Origin of the sequence: Bartonella sp. TT121SHDZB (assembly GCF_042193415.1) — a bacterium.
Taxonomy (GTDB): domain Bacteria; phylum Pseudomonadota; class Alphaproteobacteria; order Rhizobiales; family Rhizobiaceae; genus Bartonella.
Window position 1 is genome coordinate 1 of the sequence record NZ_JBHILR010000016.1, and the last position, 19,682, is coordinate 19,682.

Here is a 19,682-nt window from a genome sequence, read left to right on the forward strand (position 1 = left end):
ATGAGTTCGGAACAAGCTTGGGTTCACGAGGTGTCTCCATTCTTGACCCTTTCACTGGAACAGGGACCTTTATCACACGGCTTTTACAATCCAATCTCATCAAACCAGAGGATATGGAATATAAATACCGTTATGATATCCATGCAAATGAGATTGTTTTACTCGCTTATTACATAGCAGCCATTAATATTGAAGCAACCTATCATGGTCTTATGAAAGGGAATTATATTCCTTTCAAGCATATTGGCTTAACCGATACGTTTCGGATGCTTGAAGAGAAGAATCTGCTACAGGAATTGTTTAAAGAAAACAGTGAATATTTAGAATACCAGAAAAATCTAAATATCAAAGTTATCTTTGGCAATCCTCCTTATTCTATGGGACAAAAGAGCGAAAACGACAATGCAAAGAATACGCCTTATCCGATATTAGATGACCGTATTCGTGATACATATGCCGTTCAATCGAAATCAACCAATATACGAAGTCTTTATGATAGCTATATTCGTGCTATTCGTTGGGCTAGTGACCGTATAAAAGACCGTGGTGTGATTGGTTTTGTTACAAATGCAAGCTTTGTAGATGCAAATGCTATGAATGGTTTACGCAAGTGTCTAGTTGAGGAATTTAGTAGCCTTTACATTTTCCATTTACGGGGTAATCAACGAACCTCTGGAGAACTTTCGCGAAAAGAAGGTGGTAAGATTTTTGGTTCTGGATCTCGTGCCCCTATAGCGATTTCTATTCTCGTAAAAAATCCAAAATCCAAACAACAGGGGAAAATATATTTCCGTGATATTGGAGATTATCTCACAAGAGAAAAAAAGCTTAAGACAATTAAAAAATTTGGTAGCATTGATGGTATTACACAGAGCAAACAAGGTTGGAAAATAATTACACCAGACAAGCATGGTGATTGGCTTGGTCAACGTAATGACAATTTCAAAACCTTTTTAGCTATAGGTGATAAAGGTGACAAAAAAGGTCATGGTAAAAAGCTCTTTACAACATTTTCTTGCGGTGTACAAACTAGTCGTGATGCTTGGGCATACAACTCAAGCCGTAAAATATTAGCAAAGAATATGCACAATACGATTGCGTTCTATAATAGTGAAGTAGAACGTTTTAATGCTGCTTATGGACATGTTGATCGCAGAATACGTAAAAATGCTGTAGATAATTTCGTCAATACAGATGAGAGCAAAATAAGTTGGAGTAGTAGTCTAAAAGAAGAGTTTGTAAGAGGCAAATTTTCCGAATTTGAAAGTAATTGTTTAGTTCAAAGTCTTTATCGTTCATTTACAAAGCAATGGCTCTATTACAATCGTGTTTTTAATCATAGAGTTTTTCAAATGCCTCGTATATTTCCAATGAGAAAAGCCGTTGAAAATAAAGTAATCCAAATTACAGGTATAGGAGCAAGTGGTTTTTCTGTCTTAATGACTAGGACTCTACCTAATTTTCATGCAATAGATACTGGTCAATGTTTTCCACGCTATATTTACGAAGACACTTCGGTTTCAAAAGGTAAAAGTAAGCAACAATCCCATTTGTTTGCAAATGCTACAGAAGAAAGTAAAACAGCTGGTTTACAACGCCGTGATGCCATTACGGATGAAGGATTAGCACATTTTAAAGCCGCTTATCCTAATCAAACCATAACAAAAGATGATTTATTCTATTATGTTTACGGTTTACTTCATTCGGAAGATTACCGTGCTCGTTATGCTGATAATTTATGCAAAGAATTGCCTCGTATCCCTTGTGTAAAGAGTGCTGGTGATTTTTGGAAGTTTGTAACAGCTGGGCGTGAATTGGGTCATTTGCACGTAAATTATGAAGATGTAGAGCCTTATCCAGTGACCTTTAAAAAGGGTAATCCAAAACTGACTGATATCTCTAATCCCGAAGAATTTTACTACGTTACAGAAATGAAATTTTCTGGGAATAGTAAGGAAAAGGATAAATCGACTGTTTTTTACAACAGCAATATCATCATGACGGATATCCCTCTTAAAGCTTATGAGTATATAGTCAATGGAAAGCCTGCTCTTGAATGGGTTATGGAACGTCAATGTGTCAAGACTGATAAAAATAGTAGCATTGTTAATGATGCCAATCGCTATGCTGTTGAAACCGTTGGCAACCCTGCTTATCCATTGGAATTGTTTCAAAGGGTTATTACCGTAAGTTTAGAAACCATGAAAATCGTTAAGAACTTACCAAATTTGGTATTAAGAGAAACTGAATAACTTATAAAGCATGCTCACATAATGGGTATGCCAATCTTATTAAAGCCACTTATGTATTAGTTTAAATAACAGTCTATTTTATCATCTGTTATGAGATAAACCAAGATAGGAAATAATTACGTTATCAAAATCTCTTTAATGGACTTTTGTAAATTCTTTAAACGTATCATCTTGTGAGTTGATTACCTATAATCTTAAAAGGAATAATTTATCATGCGTTATTCTAAAAAGAAATCATTTGCACTTTTAGATACTCTTATTTGGATTGCTTTAAGACTTTTAAGAAACCCACTCTTAAATAGAATTAGATTTTTTTACATTGCCTTTAAGAGGTTATACCGTAATCTAAAATGATAGCTTTATTGTTATCAAAAGCTTTGTTTAAAGAGAGTTATATATATTCATTTTCTTATATTACTTATAGGTTTTGTAGGTTCTTAAAACCCCCAAACCCCCTACAAAACCCTCTTAAATATATATTAAAGATTGTATTTACGTGTTGTATTTAATATAGGTTGTTTCTTTAAAACATTAACATATTGAAATATAATAACTTTTATCTTTTATTGAAAAATAATATATAAAGGGGCGTAAAAGGAACCATCAAAATACTCAAAATCTTCAAAACTCATAACCATAATGGTCTTGATAGCATTTTTATGATTATAAACCGTTTCTTTTGAAAGGCTTTAAAGGAGCATATGCTTTTCATAAAGCACATTTTAATCATTTACTAAAATCATAAGATTCGTCTGTTAAATAAACTGACATAACCGATAAAATAGACAATAATCCATTAAAAGAGATTTTGATAATCTATGAAATAATAGGTTATTTCCTTTAAATCTTGCACCAAAATCATGATCAGAGCCACACCACTGTTGAGTTTTTCAACTAGTGATCAAGGCTTTGGAGCGCATCTTATTTTCTAAATTTCTGAAATCTTTTTGATATTGTTAGGTGCTATTTCTTGTCTTTTTTTCCGATAAAATTGACTATTTTCTCTTTCCACGAGCGGGATTGCTCCTTGCTGATAACCTCTTGTTGATCATCAAAATCTTTTGCTACCCGTTCAATCAAAGCGTAACTCACTTGCTTCACCTTTGCTACTTCTTTGGCTAAAGCTAATGCACGTTCAAGGTGGGTTTTGTTGATGCTTTCGTCAAAGCCTAGGTGATCACCTGCCGTAAAGCTTTTCTGATAAGATTGTAAGGTCTCAACATCACCCAACAAAGCAAGAGCGCCAAGATGAAGTAAAGCATAATCCGTATTATCTGCTTTAGATGTTGCATCTTGTTGCCAAGGAGCAGTGCCATAATCAGAGCGAAGTCTTTTAGAAAGGTCAATGTCTGTTACCGCCCATTTTAGCGCGTCATCAAGTGCTTGCTTTAAGCGATCCGCAGTAACTTCTGGTTCAAAGATTTCTAAACCCTTTGCTTCAAAATTAAGCTGTATATCTGGAATATCTTCCGTGTGGGTAGGATCAATGAATTTACAAGCGGTGGAAAGAATGCCAGTACTAATCATAAAAGCGCTATCAAATTGTGGGTAATCTTTGGCAATTTCGTCGTTATAAAGAATGTCTACTTCACGATCAGCCAATTGATAGCTTGCCATATGGTCATTCTCATTGATTTTCTCGGTTGACCAGCCTAGGCTTTTTAAAAGTGCATGAGCACTTTCCATGGTGAGACGATCATCAGTGTCATCTGCTTCATCCACTTCCTCTGCCACTTCAACAGAAGTTGTTTTAGAAGCAACAGATGCTGCTTGTGGATCCAAGCTTAAAATCGGAGCGTTTTTTGGAAAACCCGCTCGATAACCCCGCGCAAGAGTAAGAGCGTTGTCAATATCATATTTTGTGATAGTATCTACAAAGCCTAGACGGTTTTTTCTTTGAAAACTCTCCTTATAAAACTTAAGTTTTTTGACATTGCCAGTCAAAATAAGTGCAATAAGGTGAAATTCTGCAAGGAAAAATTCACTTTTTGTTGGCAACGCCGTATAATCATAGATGATTTGGTTGGTGTTTTGGTTATCAGCCCATTTAAGAATATCCACACAGATTTGCTTTAGTTTGCCTTCATCCAATTCAGTACTAGAAACTGCATAAACTTCTTCTGATTCTTTAAGAACGGTATATTGGGGAGTATCGATGAAAATAGATCGATAAGCTGTAGAAAAACCAAGTGTTGAAAAAGAAACCTTGAAGGTAACAAGCGGTGTCTCTCCGTTTTTATCAAGATCGTACACTATATTAATGATACGATCTTTCTTTATAAAATAAGCATTGCGATCATAGTTCTTATCGCGATAAACTGTTCACCTCATCCTTTTTAAGTCTTCAGAAACTGTATTAAGAAAAGACAAATCTTGCAAACTAAGACGATCATCTATGGCTTTTCGCTCATTAAGGATTTTCAGATATTCTTCAGCAAATTGAACGGCCTGGTTAATATATCTCTCTACTTCACTGTCATCCAAGATCTCAGAAATTGTACCTGCTTCTAAAAAACTTTGATAAGATTTCAGGACATCAATTTGACCTGTCAATGCTAAACAAGCCAAATGCCAGACTATACGTATATTGTAGCTATACTTTTGAACACGTGTTTTGCTTTCTATTGATGCTTGTAAATCTTGGGCACGCGCCCACTGTATTATCCGCTCAGAGATTTTGATAAGCTCTTGCTCATCTAATGTCTCTACACAAATATCAATGCCTTTACCAAAACCACTAAAAATCCCCCCCAATCGTATTAAAAGAATTATAAATATTTTTAGGAGAAACGCACCAATATTCCTCACTATAGTGAATACAATTGCAAGCGACAGAAATCATTTCATTAGATATTTCAGCTTCAATACGGACATTGTAATTGTCATGGAGACGTATAAAACCAAAATCAAATTGAATGAAGCGGTCGGGCAAAATCAACCACATTTTTCCAGGCTCCGTAGAAAACCACCCTTGTGTTTTGAGAACGCGCATTGCTGCTGTGAGGCTTATCGAGCGCTGTTTGGTTTTTTTGCGCGTTAGAATATCATCCAACTCCCCATTTTTATAGGCTTGCGCAAAAAAAAGCAGGCGATCATCCGATGTCATTGTTTTATAATCTGCAAATTCTGGCACAGATAGTTTTGGAGTAGATCTATCACTCCTTAAAGCCTCCATATCACCAAGTAATGCTTGTGCAACGGCAGAATGATTAGCAGCTTCCTCGCGTAATTTTTGCTCAATATCCTGTGCTTGCGCCCATGCAACCACTTTGTTTAAAGCGGTTGTGATATGGCTTTCGGAAAGATCTGGAGCTTTAACATTAAAATCCTCCTTCGCATAAAACAGCACATCTCCATATTTACGCTGTGATTTTTCACCTCTAGAATATTCCCTAGCAAGACAATAAGCAGCGGTGGTGAGATCAGCCGAAAGCAAAAACTCTTTGCCACTCTCTCCATAATTTTTTACACCATAGCCAATGCCAATAATGCGATCGGGAAGATGATAATGCGCAAAAGTATCACCCACGTTATCACGATAAGGCTCCCAGCCCAGTCTTTTTAAAATCTCTGTGACATCTTTGGTTTGCATCATCATTCCCCCAGCATGATCTGTAATTCTTTTACATAAAAATTACTTGTGTAATACTTAGGCTCTCTAGAAAGACTATATATTTTCTCACTATCAATTTCACCTCTTCCATAGTTTTTTCCAAAAACTCTTGTAAAAAGGTATAGGTTGCGGAGTGGGAGTGTTCTCAGTCTTTTCAATCGGTTGGTCACCATCAAGTATCTCTTCTCCCGCGTGTACTTTAATTCTTTTGCAAAGGAATTCATAAAAATTGCTAGCGTAATATTCGCAATCTTCAGATGGAAGCCTGATATAGAGTGGGCATTCACCATCCCGAAACTGCGTATAATCAAAATAAAAGGTTTCACCAAAATCAGCGTAACACACGACAAGCTGTTCTGATGTTGCAAAACCACGTTTTCTAGCATTTAAGTTTTTGAAAACAATATCACCACCAGGGATATCTGCTCCACACTCCTTATAAAGGCTAAAGATTTCTTCACCCCCTATTTCTCCTCCTACATATTTTTTTAAAAAACTCTTATAAGACGATGTGAATTGCAAACCGAGAGCTTTCTCCTCCTTTTCAATCCGTAGATCATTAGCCGCATTTTCTTCGGTACGAAAATTGATAATATCATTATATTTATCAACTAATTCTACAACATCATCTAAGGTATAGGTTTTCATAGATGATCCTCAAAACGTGCGTTATAAACGCTCCATATTTCCTCTATCAATTTCACCTCTTCCATAGTTTTTTCCAAAAACTCTTGTAAAAAGGTATAGGTTGCGGAGTGGGAGTGTGCTCAATCTTTTCAATCGGTTGATCACCATCAGGTATCTCAACTCCCGCGTGTACTTTAATTCTTTTGCATAGGAATTCATAAAAATTACTGGCGTAATATTCGGACTCCTCATCCGCAAACATGACATAGAGTGGGCATTCACCATCCCGAAACTGCGTATAATCAAAGTAAAAGGTTTCATCAAGATCATAACTCACAACGAGCTGTTCTGGTGTCGTAAAACCACGTTTTCTATCATTTAAGTTTTGGAAAACAACGTCATTAACAGAAACACCTATAGGATGCTCATAAAGACTATAGATTTCTTCACCACTAATGTCCCCACCTTTATAATGTTTCAAAAAACTCTTGTAAGAGGATGTGAATTGTAAACCAAGAGCTTTCTCAGCCCTTTCAATTACAAGATCATCAACTGCATCATCTTCAGTACGAAAATGGATAATCTCATCATCATATTTATTCACTTTATCAATCAATATTACAACATCATCTAAGGTATAGGTTTTCATCAATTATTTCTCCAAATTTCTTTTTTCTCTTTTCAATTAACCGTAGAGCATTTACTGTCGATGCTCTTGTCCCCATCTGTCAAAATCTATCCCTATGATACTCCATTTCATATTGATTATTCCTCCTAAATTATTGTTTGTTTGTTCTCTATATCCTTTAGCGCGTTCCTTCCAATATTCCTCTCTCCACTTACCAAACTTTTCTCTCTCTATAAGCGATTGATGTGTTTTGGAAGGAGCATGAATCACAGAAGTATATTTTTTATGAGATTCCTTGCTCATTTCTGCTATGGGCCCCTCATGCGTTTGCTTTAGGTGATGCAACTCAACAGGCTTACCATCAAAACCTATAGGTGCTTTTCCTGCTTCCATCCTTTCAACATTGGTGCCCCACACCGTTTTTTTGTTTTCTCTCCACTCAGAAATTCTGTTAGGATCAAACAAATCGTCTCTCTGATAGGCTTTGTTAGTCTGTCCAAATTTGCTATCGGTAAATTTAGTGGGTTTCTTTTTTAACCAAAGCTTTTTTTCTTTAGCAGCAAGTTTGGTCAGTTCTTTCCTCGCCGCAAATTTGTCAGGATCTCCCTGAGCTGCAAGTTCTGCAAGATTTTTCTTGGAAGCGAATTGGGCAAAATCTTTCATAGCATTGAACTTGATCACTGTCTTTTCGCCAAGCTTTATGGCTCCCTTGGCTGTTCCAGCTCCTCCCAAAAACAGCGTTGCTACTTCAGTCAATAATTTTCCAAATTCAAGACCAGCATTAAAGGAACCACCGGCACCGGCTCGCTCATATTCCTCCTCCATTTTATTAATGCGATCTACATAGGGCTGTGCAAAGGCATGCCCAAGGGTAGCCAAAACCTTACCACTGGTGAAGAAATCTTTGAGCGCTTTCAAAATCTCTTTGGAATTTTTGGCTATTTGTATCAAGTCACCAACCGTAGGAGAACTGATTATTTGCAAAAAACCATCAACCGTACCATATACTTCAGCCGGTACACCAGCTACCATACCTGCCCCAAAGCTTATATCTTGCCCTGTACTAATCGCAGACCACTTCGCAGACACTGCTGCTTCACATAAAAGGTCAGGACACTCCTTTAATTCTTTCTCCATCTGAGCTTGTTGCGCACTGCTGAGGTAGTTATTTGCAGCGGCATTACCTGCGGCATCAGCGCCGGCATCAACATCGCCACCGGCAAGGGCAGCGGCAACACCCCCCGCAGCCCGTGCAACATCAATGGTGTGATCTCTAAAGTCAGCAAACTGCGCATCAATCTTTGCGTTTATACGCGCTTGCTCTTCCGCAGTTGGGGTGCGACCGTTTAGATCCCCCATTTCCTCTTTCACAATGCCTTGCACCCACAATTGAAACTGGAGCATAGCAGTGGCTTCGCCCACAGCACCCCCCACAGCACCGGCCGTGCAAGCACCGCTCGCAACAGCGCCTTTTAAGCAGCCAAGACCGGCGTGGGCAACGATCTGTGTGACCGTGTCTATTTTGCCTTCTGCCTTGGCGGTACCGATTTCTTCCGCCAACGATTTGCCAACCGTATCAGACAGGGCGATGCGCAGATTGTTAAAAAAGTTCTTGTCAAGAGAACCACCCTCAAGAGCCGTTTGCACGCCTGTGCCAATGGCGGCTTTGATCAAGTTCTTTTTCGCTTCAAGGGCGATACGATCGACAAAAGGAGCGGTTTTTGGCAAAGATTGTCCAACACCTGCCATTTCCGTTAGTTGGCTGGTTAAGCCTGCTGTCAACATCGATGAGACAATGCTGAGAACATTCTTTGAAGAGCCAAGCTCATGCAAGGCGCCGGCAATGTTGCCGCGATTATTGACAAGCGCCACAGCGCTTTTGTTAATCAGTGCTTGGACACCTGCCTGTATCGCTGCATTCATGGCGGTACTCGAGCCAAGCCCCAAAGCACCGGTAATGGCACTGGCAGCGCCCGAGGCTGCTCCGCCCGTAACCGCCGTGACAGCCAAGGCCACGAGAGCCGCACCGGCTTCTGTCAGCCCTTGGGCTTTATAATCCCAGTCTTTAAATTCAGCCTTAACTGCTTGCCAATCCACTTGCTTGGATAATTCTGGATCATCACGCAGTTGCTTAATCCATGCCATGCCTGGGGAGCGAGATAATTGCTCAAGAGATTTGTCTAAATCACCGGTTGCCTCATACTCAACAACGAAGCCATCACCCGCATCAAGCTTTATGCCACCCTTAGCATCTATGGTGACATGCTCGATGGTCTCCTTAAGGTAACCTTTATCGCTCTCACTCCACCACACAAGGTTTTCATTACGCTGATAAACATCCTTAAAATCTTGATCCTTGTTGGTCAGAAACTTGATCTTCCCCGTATCTGATGACAAATGCGTCTGACCACCACTTGATAGCCCTGCCGCATCAAGCGTGAGATCCCCATTTTGCGCATGCATGGAGAGGTTGCCCTCTGTTTCTATCGTGGTTTTGTTTGTAGTAACTTCTGTTGATTGTTGACGAAACTTATTCTTTTGCTTCGATTTGTCGCCTTCTTTGCCCCTCAGATCCAAATCAAAACTGTTAAAATCTTGCTCTGAAATCGCGTTGAGAGCGCCACCACTGGTGAAATCTCCATTGCCCTTGGTTTTAAACTTTCCCTCAAGGTTCAGTTCACCACCTGTGACAATGGTCAAATCTCCATCACTGTTGACTTCTGTCAAACGGTGCTCACTGCTTTGGGCGTTATAATGCCCTTTTTCCAATGTCTCCTTATGGTCACTCTCTAGCACTAATGAACCAAACGTAGCAGAACCATCGACAATCACCGTCGTCGATCCACCACTGCTCCATTGGCCACCGCTCATGCTTAAATCGCCAAGGGAGTGAATGTTTAAATCCTGTATAGAAATGATTTGAGCCTGCTGCCCACTGCGATCAACAAAACCATATTCATTCGTGTCACGGATTTTTGCAGTACCATCAATGATTGTCTTCGCATTGAGGGTGATGATATCCCCCAGAATAACCCCTGAAGAGTTAGCTAAAAGATCGCCACTGCTGAGATCGACAGCACCGCTGCCAAGCAAAAAACCACCATTATTGAACAAAGTTTGCGTAGTCGAAACATGCAATGCACCATTACTCGATATGGTGCCACTATTGGTAAGACGGTCCGTCTCTATAGTGACGCCATTGCCTTTCAAACGTGCACTGGCAAGGTTTCCTTGCTGCGTTTTTGCCCCATAAACATCTTGTGCTAAAGAAGTGTTTGGTGCCAAATAAACGTGGGGTACCAAGACCTCTTGTCCGTCGACAAGGTGGGTCTCAAGCCAGATCATATCCTTTTTGATGCCAGCAATCTGCTGAGGCGTTAAGGGCTTGCCTAGCACTAACCCCAAAGGACCTTGCTGCTCCACAGCATTGTCATAGAGCGTTTGCATTTGAGCATTAGGATCTTCAACATCAAGAAGAGTGCGATTGCCTGTTAGCTCAAAGATTTGCTCACCCACCAGACGATATTCAAAATAAGCATCCCCCAATCTTTTAAACACGTGCTCAGGCTTATAATTGCCAATCTTTTTTAAGTAATAGTCCGATCCCAAAAATTTACTTGGGTTGATAAAGTCCTGTCGCGTCTCAACTAAAAACGGCACATCCGGTGATTGGCTGCCAGCTAACTCTGTCTTGACAGAGCTGAGCCCGTCTTGCGTTGGCACCTGTATGGATTCTGGTGCGGGTGTTTGGATGCTCGGTGCAAAAAGCCCTTTGTGTCCTTTCAAACCATTGATGATGCCGTCCAATCGATCATCACTAATCAGTGGTTTGGAACCGTCAAAATCGGTGTTTTTAACACCAGCCAAACCTTTATCGCCAGAGCTTAAGCCAACTTGCTCAACCCCCTCACGCACCGCATGATTGTCAATATAGCCTGTCAACTTGGCATCAAGCGTGCCACCAGCTTCAATCGTGCCGTAAACAGCATCATAAGTGCGGACGGTTGTTTTGGTATCAGTATAATGTCCCTCATCTGTAATGCCTCCCGCATGACACCCTGCATTCCACGGTCTGCATTTCTTCTCCCTGCGATGTGTTTCAGTTACAATCTCGGTTGTTTCGATTAAATCACGCCCCTCATTGAGCAGCGTATCGCCATGCATCTCAATATTGCCATTAGCAGCAATCAAACTATAACTATTGCGGATATCACCGGCATGAACCGTGAGATGACGTCCTACTAAAATCTGTGCAGCATTATTGGTAAAATGAGGCTGTTGACGGCTAATTGTAGTGTCAACATCTTCCTTTATCTGATGGTGTTTAATATTAGTGCCTTCCCAACTTCCCGCAACGAACCTGTGAGAAACTACTTTATCGCTAACTTCAACCCCACCTTCACGCATGTTGGTAAGCGCTGAGACATCGAAGGTCATATCGCCTGACACGGCTTCTAAAAGCCCCGAGCTGTTGATCACATGACCAGCCCGCTCTCCACTTAAACCACGGATGATGAGATTGTCTTCAGCAATGACATCGGCAAACTTATTAATAAAATCCCCATCTAAGGAGAAAATGGCAGATTTCTTGGCATAAATCAGCCCACTATTACTCAGATCAGCGCTCACATTGAGCGCAACCCCATCACCACTTGAACCAATACTGCCGGCATTGTCCAAAACATCTGCGGTTAAGACAAAAGCACCACCACTTTTGAGAACACCGTCTTCACCATTTAAAACCAGAGCAACTTGCCCCAATGACGGATCATGGCTTTCTGCCACAAGCGTAAAACTGTTACTGGCTAAAAGCTGACCTGAATTGGCTAAAGACCCAAGCTTCGCATCAACAACACCGCCCACCATAATACCGGAATTGCTTAAAACATCATGACTGTTGAGAGTAAGTACCCCGCCTTGCGCTTCCACAAGCCCAGTTTGGGTGAGTGTGCTTGCCTTCAGCGTTACATCATAGGCGCCAACCTCACTTGTCTCACCCAGCGTCAAGATGCCATCACTGGAAAGCTCTATCCGCTTTTTAGAGACAATGCGCCCCGTTTGGCTGAGATTTGTTTGCGCATGCAAAGCAATGGTATCATTGCTTTCTATTGTGCCACTATTGCTTAAATCACCGTGGCTGATCAGTTGAAGGTCACCACGCTCAATCTCTATGTGCCCTGCTTGGATCACACTATCAGCAACAATATTAACTGCCCCTTGCGTAGAAATGAGACCATCAACATTCTCAAAACTGCCCACATCAATGCGCAAACCATCCCGCGCTAAAACATGTGCACCTTCATCATGTGTAGCGTTTTGTTGGTCTGAATTTGTCGCTTCAGCGCTTTTATTGACAAAAGACGTTGCAACAATCTTCATCTCACCGGCTAAAGCACTAAGAAGACCAGCCTCATTGTTTATATGACCAGCACGTGTCTCTTTCAGCCCACCAATGCTGAGAGCCTCTTCAGCAATAATTCTGCCCTGTGTGTTGGTTAAATCACCATCACTGAATAGATCCATAGATTTTTTGGCGTAAATCAGCCCGCTATTGCTGACATCCCCTGCCACATTGAGGGCAACATTCTCACCACTAGAGCCAAGCACACCGGCATTGTCTAATTGCCCTGCGATCACAACAAAAACGCCACCACTTTGAAGGACACCTTCGGATGTATTCTTCAGAAAGGCTTGTTGCGGATCGGCGCCTTCTTGTGTGCTTACCATCAAATGCAAATCATCGGTTGCAATAAACGTCCCTTGATTGGTAAATGCACCAATATGAGCATCGACACTCTCACCACGCATTGTGCCGCTATTGATAACCCCATCACGCACTTGAAGGGTTAATGCTCCTTTTTGAGCTTCCACAGTCCCTGCTTGGGTTAAAGCATCAGCACTTAAAACCACATCATAACTTAAAATCGTGCTCTCTTGAGAGGTTGTGAGCATGCCCCCCGCTGTCAATGCAACCTGCTGCATACTGACAATATCACCCGTGTGATTGAGGGCACCATGGGCATCCAGCGTTATCTTCCCATTGGACCAGACAGTGCCTTCTTGGATCAGGGCACCGTGATGCGCATAAAGGTCAATTTTTTGCTCTGCCACTAAGCGCGCGCGTGATGTAAGCTCTGCTGCTTCCACCAAAAGAGAGCCGCCGGCGCTATAATGTCCAGCGCCTACAGTGAGCGCATCATCGGCGCTCAAGACAATATTCCCCTTGGCACCAATATGGTTGTTTAAAGCGCTGATTTGATTGGTTTTAATGGTCAGATCGCCAAGGGAAGAAACCCCTGTTTGATCATTGTCTTGCATGCGGCTTAGATCAATTGTTGCTGCTTGGATCTCTAAGAGATCACCAGCGGCTATCCGCCCATTCCCCGCCTCAAGCTTTGCTGCCTGTAAATGCAAAGAACCCGTCGCTGACTGTTGACCATCACTCCCAATACCGCTTGCTAGAAGAGCATGAGACTGGAGCTTGATCACATCGGCGTGCACATCAACAGCACCGCTTGCCGCAACGCAAGCTTGCTCAGCCAATTCAACATGTTTCAAAGCCTTCAGCTCAACCGCTTCTTCTGAAAAAAGCAGATCTTTCACGTGCACACTATCGTGGTGGGAGTGAGCCTTCACCGCTCCTTTGGCACGTGCTTTGGCAATCACCAGCTTGCCATCACTTGTCAATCTCATGGCGCCTGCATTGGCAACCATGTCTCCGCGCATTTTAACGCCGGCGCCTTTATCATTGGCAATCACGCGGATCTGCCCCGCATACATTCCACCAAACTCACTGGAATCAATCGCCAATTCCGGCTCTTTGCCATCAGAACCAAGAGAAGTTGCTTCGCGTTTGTCATAATCAAAATGATTGCGCCCCGCGATAACAGCCAAATCTCCTTTGACCTGTATGGGACCCCCGACACTGATCTTGCGCGAAACAAGATCAAAAATATCTAATGCACTCCCATCAGCCCCACGAGAGCCTATAGTGATATCTCCACCCTCAACACGCAATCCACTCAAAGCGCCATCGGCTCCAATAATCGGTTGTCCAGTCGATAAAGTCACCCGTGGTGTATTAATAAAGCCACAACCGTTACAGGTAATCCCATTGGGATTGGCGATAATAACATCCGCCATATGCCCATGTACTTCGCTCACGCCTTCAAGACGCGAGCGATTGGCACTCACCACTTCATTGAGGATAACCTTTGCTGCACCGCTATAACGCAAATTGCCGTTGCCTGGCACCAATCCCCCAAGCTGTGAACGCGAAACCTCCTCAGTCGAATTGTTCAAAATCACGCCATGGGTATCAACATTGAAACTGTCATATTTGTTATGAGAAAGACCCTGTCCATTGGGGCGAACAATATCAATCAGCGGCACATCATTGCCGGCTTTCCCCACCGTGGGGCGGAAAACAGAGCCAACCCCATCAGCTGCTTTAATCCCTTGGCTCTCTTGTGCAACAGGACTTCGCGCTCCAAGCGCTTGTGCTTGCAACAACAAAGGCTGAAAAGCTAAGCAAAAACTTAAAACCAGTGAAAGCCCCTTATGGATCCCTCGCTGCAAAACACAAAGAACGCGCTGCCATAGCTTGTATCCATATCCCAATCTATGCTTTTGATTTTTCAATCCCCGCATCTTCAGCTCCTCATAAAATTCTTTATCTCTTAAAAAAAAACACCCCATATGGGTGTAAACAGCGCAGCGATATTTTTTACCGCCCCTTTGCTCTAAAATCTCAATAATGCCCGTACTTGAAATAACCCTGTCGAATTTCCCTTTTCTCGCACTGTCGATTGGGTTAAAATATTCGAATAAGACACATCAATATCCGTAATGTCTCCGGTTGCATGGAAACCAAGAGTTGCCCCAACGAGGCTCCCGCCAAAACTGTTTTTGTTTACATCATTGGCCACAGCCCCCAGATCAAGCGCCATATAAGGGGCAAATTGGCTCATAAATTTACGCCCCATTCTCGAAGAAAAACCTGGCAACAACAGCGACAATTCATTGCGCCAAAACGCCCCATTATTGCCGTAATAAATCGCCTCACGCACCCCACGCACAGAGGAACTACCACCAAGCGATATTTGCTCTGAACTAAACAATGTGTCGGGTGATAATTGTCCTGAAAACAGCGTGTTATAGCGAAAGTTATATTGTTTGAGCGAAAAAGGACGCACGTAGCCTAGGGAAAAAGACAATTTGGAAAATTGCCCTTTGGGTGAATTTTTTGTTGCATTCTCTTGCTCTTTATCGTCATAAGCGCCAAAAATTGCCAACCCTTTATGAAACCCTATATGCGCGCTTAATTCTCCTCCAAGCCACTTGCGCGAATGATCAAGCTCAAAGGTTGCAATAGCTAGTTTACGGCTGGAAACATCAACCCGACTGCCCATAATAAAATTATCAGAATATTTCCATGTCAACCGTCCCGTAACCCACGTTTTTCCCTCTTGATCACGGTCGATAACCCGTGAAATCCATGGTGTAAGCGATAAAGACTTGCCCGCAGTCATAATATCGGAAAATATTCCCTTAACACTTGAATGATATTGGCTCCACGTCCCATCAAAACCTGTTGTCCAAGTGCCATAGGGAAGAGAAAATGATCCCGTTAGAGTATCACTATTGGGACGCTTATGAGAAAAATGATACGGACCACCATCCATGGAGCGCTGATAGCTAAACGACCATTGATCATTGATCCCTAACAGATCATCAAAAGAAAGGCTCAAGCGCGTTTGATAAAGCCCTGTTGCTTTAGCCCCAAGATTATCGCTGGAAAGCGTAATAAGCCAAGGTTTTTGTTTTTCAATATGAACATCGAGTACCGAACCACCCGAATTGCCACCAGCACCAAGATTAATGGTGGCTTGGCGTGAGAAAAGCCGATTGATTTGATCAAGCCCTTGCTCTATCTGGCGCAGATTGGTCGGTTTTCCAATAAGGTTTGGAAAAGCCGTGGTGATTTCTCCTTGAAGTCTCCTCTCAACTTTATGCCCATCAAGGGTAATATCTTCCATCACACCTTCAACTACAACAATCTTGAGATGACCGCCGCTTAAATCTTGCTCAGGCAAATAAGCCCGCACCGCAATATAGCCGCGCTTCATATAAAGCTTGGTCACCGCTTTGAGCACTTTATTGATTTCGGAAATCCCCAAACACCGCCCTTCCCAAAAAGAAATAGCTTCATGAAGATCAGTGTGAGAAATCAACTGAGCACCAACAAATTCAATGCTTTTGATCAGCAAACAGGTTGTACTAGGCGAAGCACCATAGGGAGATGTGGTATCATCGTCTGGCAAAAATACCCCATGGGTTTCGTTTCTACGGTGTAATTGCTGAAAACGTTGTTGTTGCGTTTGTTGTCGTTGGATGCTCTCTGATTGATTAATCGCTTTCTCACGAATGTTTTCGGCAAAACTCGCCAACGAAAAAAGGCACAAAATAGCCGCAAAAACAAAAATGAAAAAAAATCTATGCATTCATTGTGTCCTCAAAATGAGCAACAAAATGAACCATATCATCAGCGTCACAGAAAAAATCGCCAACCGCGTAATAATTTTTTGATGAGAATAATACTTCTAAAATCTAAGAGAAAAGCATAGACTGTACTGCATATACCTGCTTTATGAGTTGTGCAAACCATATCATTTCCCCCGCTTTTGAAGATTTTACAATGACACTGTTAAATGACAATCATACACTCTATATGCTTCTTAATTTTAAGGTGTTGCATGTAATATAATCTTGAGCTTCAAGTAAAGACTGTTATTCATAGAATAGACCAAATTTATTGGAACTGTTACATATTAGAGACAACAAGAAGACTACCACTTATTATCGCTTGATAAGAAAAATAGTATGACAATAGCTTATTTACTAAAATAAGAAAATGCGTAATGCCATAACTTAGCGCATTTTAAAGCTGCTTATCCCAATGAAAAAACACTAAAGATGATCTGTTTTATTATGTTTACGGTCTTTTGCATTCAGAAGATTATCGCACTCGTTATGTCAATAACCTCTCTAAAGAATTGCCGCGTATCCCGTGTGTAAAGAATGCTGATGATTTTGGAAGTTTGTAACAGCAGGGCGTAAATTGGGTCATTTGCACGTAAACTATGAAACTGTAGAACCTTATCCTGAGACCTTTAAAAAGGGTAATCCAAAATTAACTGACATCTCTAATCCCGAAAAGTTTTATTATGTGACTGAAATGAAATTCGCAAAAATTAAGGATAGTAAGGAAAAGAATAAATCAACAGTTACTTATAATAGCAATATCATCATGACAGATCTCCCTAAGTAAGCTTATGAGTATATCGTCAATGGCAAGCCTGCTCTTGAATGGTTTATGGGGCGTCAATGTGTAAAAACAGATAAAAAGAGTGGTATTGTGAATGATGCCAATCACTATGCTGTTGAAACCATTGGCAACCCTGCCTACCCTCTAGAGTTATTTCAGCGGGTTATTACAGTAAGTTTAGAAACAATGAAAATCGTTAAGAACCTACCAAAACTAGAAATTAGAGAAACTGAATAGACTTGGCTTGCTAAACTCACAAGGGGTATAGAGTCTTATAACCATAATCTATACCTCTCTTGTTAAGTTGATTAGATACAATCTTTAAAAAGAGTGCTTATATGCGTTATTCTAAAAAGAAATCATTTGCACTTTTAGATACTCTTATTTGGATTGCCTTTAAAAGATTATACCGTAATCTAAAAGGATAGCTTTATGCTTTTCAAAAGCTTTGTTTAAAGAGAGTTATGTATATTCATTTTCTTATATTACTTATAGGTTTTGTCTGTTTTTAAAACCCCCAAAACACCTACAAAACCCTCTTAAATATATATTAAAGATTGTATTTATGTGTTGTATTTAATATAGGTTGTTTCTTTAAAACATTAACATATTGAAATATAATAACTTTTATTTTTTATTGAAAAAAATATATAAAAGGGGCGTAAAAAGCACCTCCAAAACTCACAACCATAATGATCTTGATAGCATTTATTATGATTATAATCCCTTTCTTTTGAAAGGCTTTAAAAGATCACATACTCTCATAAGACATGTTTTAATCATTCACTAAATGATCACTTTTGTCGATTCAATGTACTGACACAAACTGACAAATATATATTTACAGTTGTATTTATTTGTTATGGCAGTTTTAATAAGTTGTATTTTGAAAAATTCATAAAACTTAACTTATTGAAATATAATGATTTTAATTTTTTCTCATTTAAAAAAAATGATATAGGTTCTAAAAAGAACTGACAAGACTGACAAAAGTTTATTAAAAGGGATTTTGCTCATCTCTATAATTATCATTCTCTCTTTAGATGTTTTCATAAGTGTTTTCATAACAGACAATAAATCGCAATTATCCTATTTATCATTTCTCTTATGAACATGAAAAATGATGCCATGGCTATAAAGAACATAACAACTATAGAGAAAGCAAAAATGCAAATGAAAGCATTTGTTATAAAGACAGTCCCTATAAAGGCATATTCGATATAATATCAAAAAACAAAATAAAGTCAATAGTTTGTTTGCAATTATTTTATATGAATCCATTCAAGAATCCATCTTTTTATGTATGATTCATTTGACCGTTTTTTATATAAGATTGCCATGTATGAATAGACCATAAAAAGCAAATCATAAAGAAGTTTAAGAAGAAAAAACAACTTCAAAATGTCCTTCAAGCGTTTTAACTTCTTTCGGATTAACAATAATCTTTATATCGTTTCCCAATTTTGCCAAACACTCAAGCATTTTCATTTCACTAATTCCTCGAAATTCTCCACTTAAGAGTTTAGACAGTTTTGGTTGAGTCATTTTCAAAAGTTGACTAGCCTGTTTTTGTGTTAAGTTCTTTTCTTTCAGAATTTGACTAATCTTATGAGCAAGTTGCGCTTTGATAAGCATCTCTCTGGAATCTGAAAAGCCAAGATCCGCATAAACATTGGAACTACCGTGAAAAACATTGATCATTTTAATTCCCTTCTAATTGTTCTGCTAACTTGAGACGTTCTTTAATCAGATTAATGTCTGGTTTTGGTGTTGCAATGCCACGGGTCGATTTTTTCTGAAAACAATGCAACACATAAAGAGATTTTTTATATTGTATCGTATAAACAGCGCGATAAGTTCCTTGAATATCGCGTTCAATAATTTCTAGAACATTGGCAGATCCAACCCCCTTGAGAACCTTAACATTTTCTCCTCTATCTCCTATCTGAGCAAGATAAAGAGCATAACCAATCCTTTGTTGAATAAGATCAGGAAGACTTTTTATATCTTTGAGTGAAGAACCAAGCCATATGATACGTTTTATTTTACTCATGATTATTAATATATCCATATGGGTATATTTTCAAGTGGTTATTCTAATTTTGTGATTTTTTAATAACTATTATTAATAAAATTGACTTGATAAAAATGGTAACAAAAAACCATAATTGTTTATTTATCTTATGAAAAGCTGCTTTTGAAACCTAACGCTCGTAAATGTAAAAAGAACGTTTT

General features: G+C 40.1%; 7 protein-coding genes and 2 pseudogenes. 2 read left to right on the top strand and 7 right to left on the bottom strand.

Annotated elements, in window-relative coordinates; translation table 11 throughout:
• A partial coding sequence (locus tag ACFIKI_RS07895; RefSeq protein ID WP_375666665.1) for a type ISP restriction/modification enzyme occupies window positions 1-2,252 on the top strand: 2,252 nt, incomplete at its 5' end.
• A 963-nt stretch (window positions 2,253-3,215) separates the two neighbouring features.
• Here the strand turns inward: ACFIKI_RS07895 and ACFIKI_RS07900 are convergent.
• The 5 genes and pseudogenes from ACFIKI_RS07900 to ACFIKI_RS07920 all read right to left on the bottom strand — a co-directional run bounded on the left by ACFIKI_RS07900 (window position 3,216) and on the right by ACFIKI_RS07920 (window position 16,623).
• A pseudogene (locus tag ACFIKI_RS07900) lies at window positions 3,216-5,844 on the bottom strand (DUF6990 domain-containing protein).
• A gap of 99 nt (window positions 5,845-5,943) precedes the next feature.
• Window positions 5,944-6,513, bottom strand: coding sequence for an SMI1/KNR4 family protein (locus ACFIKI_RS07905; RefSeq protein ID WP_375646697.1), 570 nt, complete (start codon window positions 6,511-6,513; stop codon window positions 5,944-5,946).
• A 52-nt stretch (window positions 6,514-6,565) separates the two neighbouring features.
• Window positions 6,566-7,141 (bottom strand): SMI1/KNR4 family protein, encoded by a 576-nt coding sequence (locus ACFIKI_RS07910; RefSeq protein ID WP_375666666.1) that lies wholly within the window; start codon window positions 7,139-7,141, stop codon window positions 6,566-6,568.
• 51 nt (window positions 7,142-7,192) lie between these two features.
• On the bottom strand, window positions 7,193-14,770 hold the full coding sequence (locus tag ACFIKI_RS07915; protein WP_375666667.1) for a DUF637 domain-containing protein: 7,578 nt from the start codon (window positions 14,768-14,770) through the stop codon (window positions 7,193-7,195).
• Window positions 14,771-14,862: 92 nt separating this feature from the next.
• Window positions 14,863-16,623 (bottom strand): ShlB/FhaC/HecB family hemolysin secretion/activation protein, encoded by a 1,761-nt coding sequence (locus tag ACFIKI_RS07920; RefSeq protein ID WP_375666668.1) that lies wholly within the window; start codon window positions 16,621-16,623, stop codon window positions 14,863-14,865.
• Window positions 16,624-17,050: 427 nt separating this feature from the next.
• On the opposite strand from ACFIKI_RS07920, the pseudogene ACFIKI_RS07925 reads away from it, so the two are divergent.
• Window positions 17,051-17,684, top strand: a pseudogene (locus tag ACFIKI_RS07925) (type ISP restriction/modification enzyme); the annotation flags it as partial.
• A gap of 1,140 nt (window positions 17,685-18,824) precedes the next feature.
• On the opposite strand, the gene ACFIKI_RS07930 reads toward ACFIKI_RS07925, so the two are convergent.
• Both ACFIKI_RS07930 and ACFIKI_RS07935 read right to left on the bottom strand, forming a co-directional pair.
• Window positions 18,825-19,148 (bottom strand): helix-turn-helix domain-containing protein, encoded by a 324-nt coding sequence (locus ACFIKI_RS07930; RefSeq protein WP_015856199.1) that lies wholly within the window; start codon window positions 19,146-19,148, stop codon window positions 18,825-18,827.
• Window position 19,149: 1 nt separating this feature from the next.
• Complete coding sequence (locus ACFIKI_RS07935; RefSeq protein ID WP_375666669.1) at window positions 19,150-19,500, bottom strand: type II toxin-antitoxin system RelE/ParE family toxin; 351 nt, start codon at window positions 19,498-19,500, stop codon at window positions 19,150-19,152.
• Window positions 19,501-19,682: the final 182 nt, after the last annotated feature.

What these genes read in the sequence shown, in the direction of transcription:
- ACFIKI_RS07920 (WP_375666668.1), bottom strand. Translation starts at nt 16,623, where the DNA reads ATGCATAGATTTTTTTTCATTTTTGTTTTTGCGGCTATTTTGTGCCTT.
- ACFIKI_RS07930 (WP_015856199.1), bottom strand. Translation starts at nt 19,148, where the DNA reads ATGATCAATGTTTTTCACGGTAGTTCCAATGTTTATGCGGATCTTGGC.
- ACFIKI_RS07935 (WP_375666669.1), bottom strand. Translation starts at nt 19,500, where the DNA reads ATGAGTAAAATAAAACGTATCATATGGCTTGGTTCTTCACTCAAAGAT.
- ACFIKI_RS07910 (WP_375666666.1), bottom strand. Translation starts at nt 7,141, where the DNA reads ATGAAAACCTATACCTTAGATGATGTTGTAATATTGATTGATAAAGTG.
- ACFIKI_RS07915 (WP_375666667.1), bottom strand. Translation starts at nt 14,770, where the DNA reads ATGCGGGGATTGAAAAATCAAAAGCATAGATTGGGATATGGATACAAG.
- ACFIKI_RS07905 (WP_375646697.1), bottom strand. Translation starts at nt 6,513, where the DNA reads ATGAAAACCTATACCTTAGATGATGTTGTAGAATTAGTTGATAAATAT.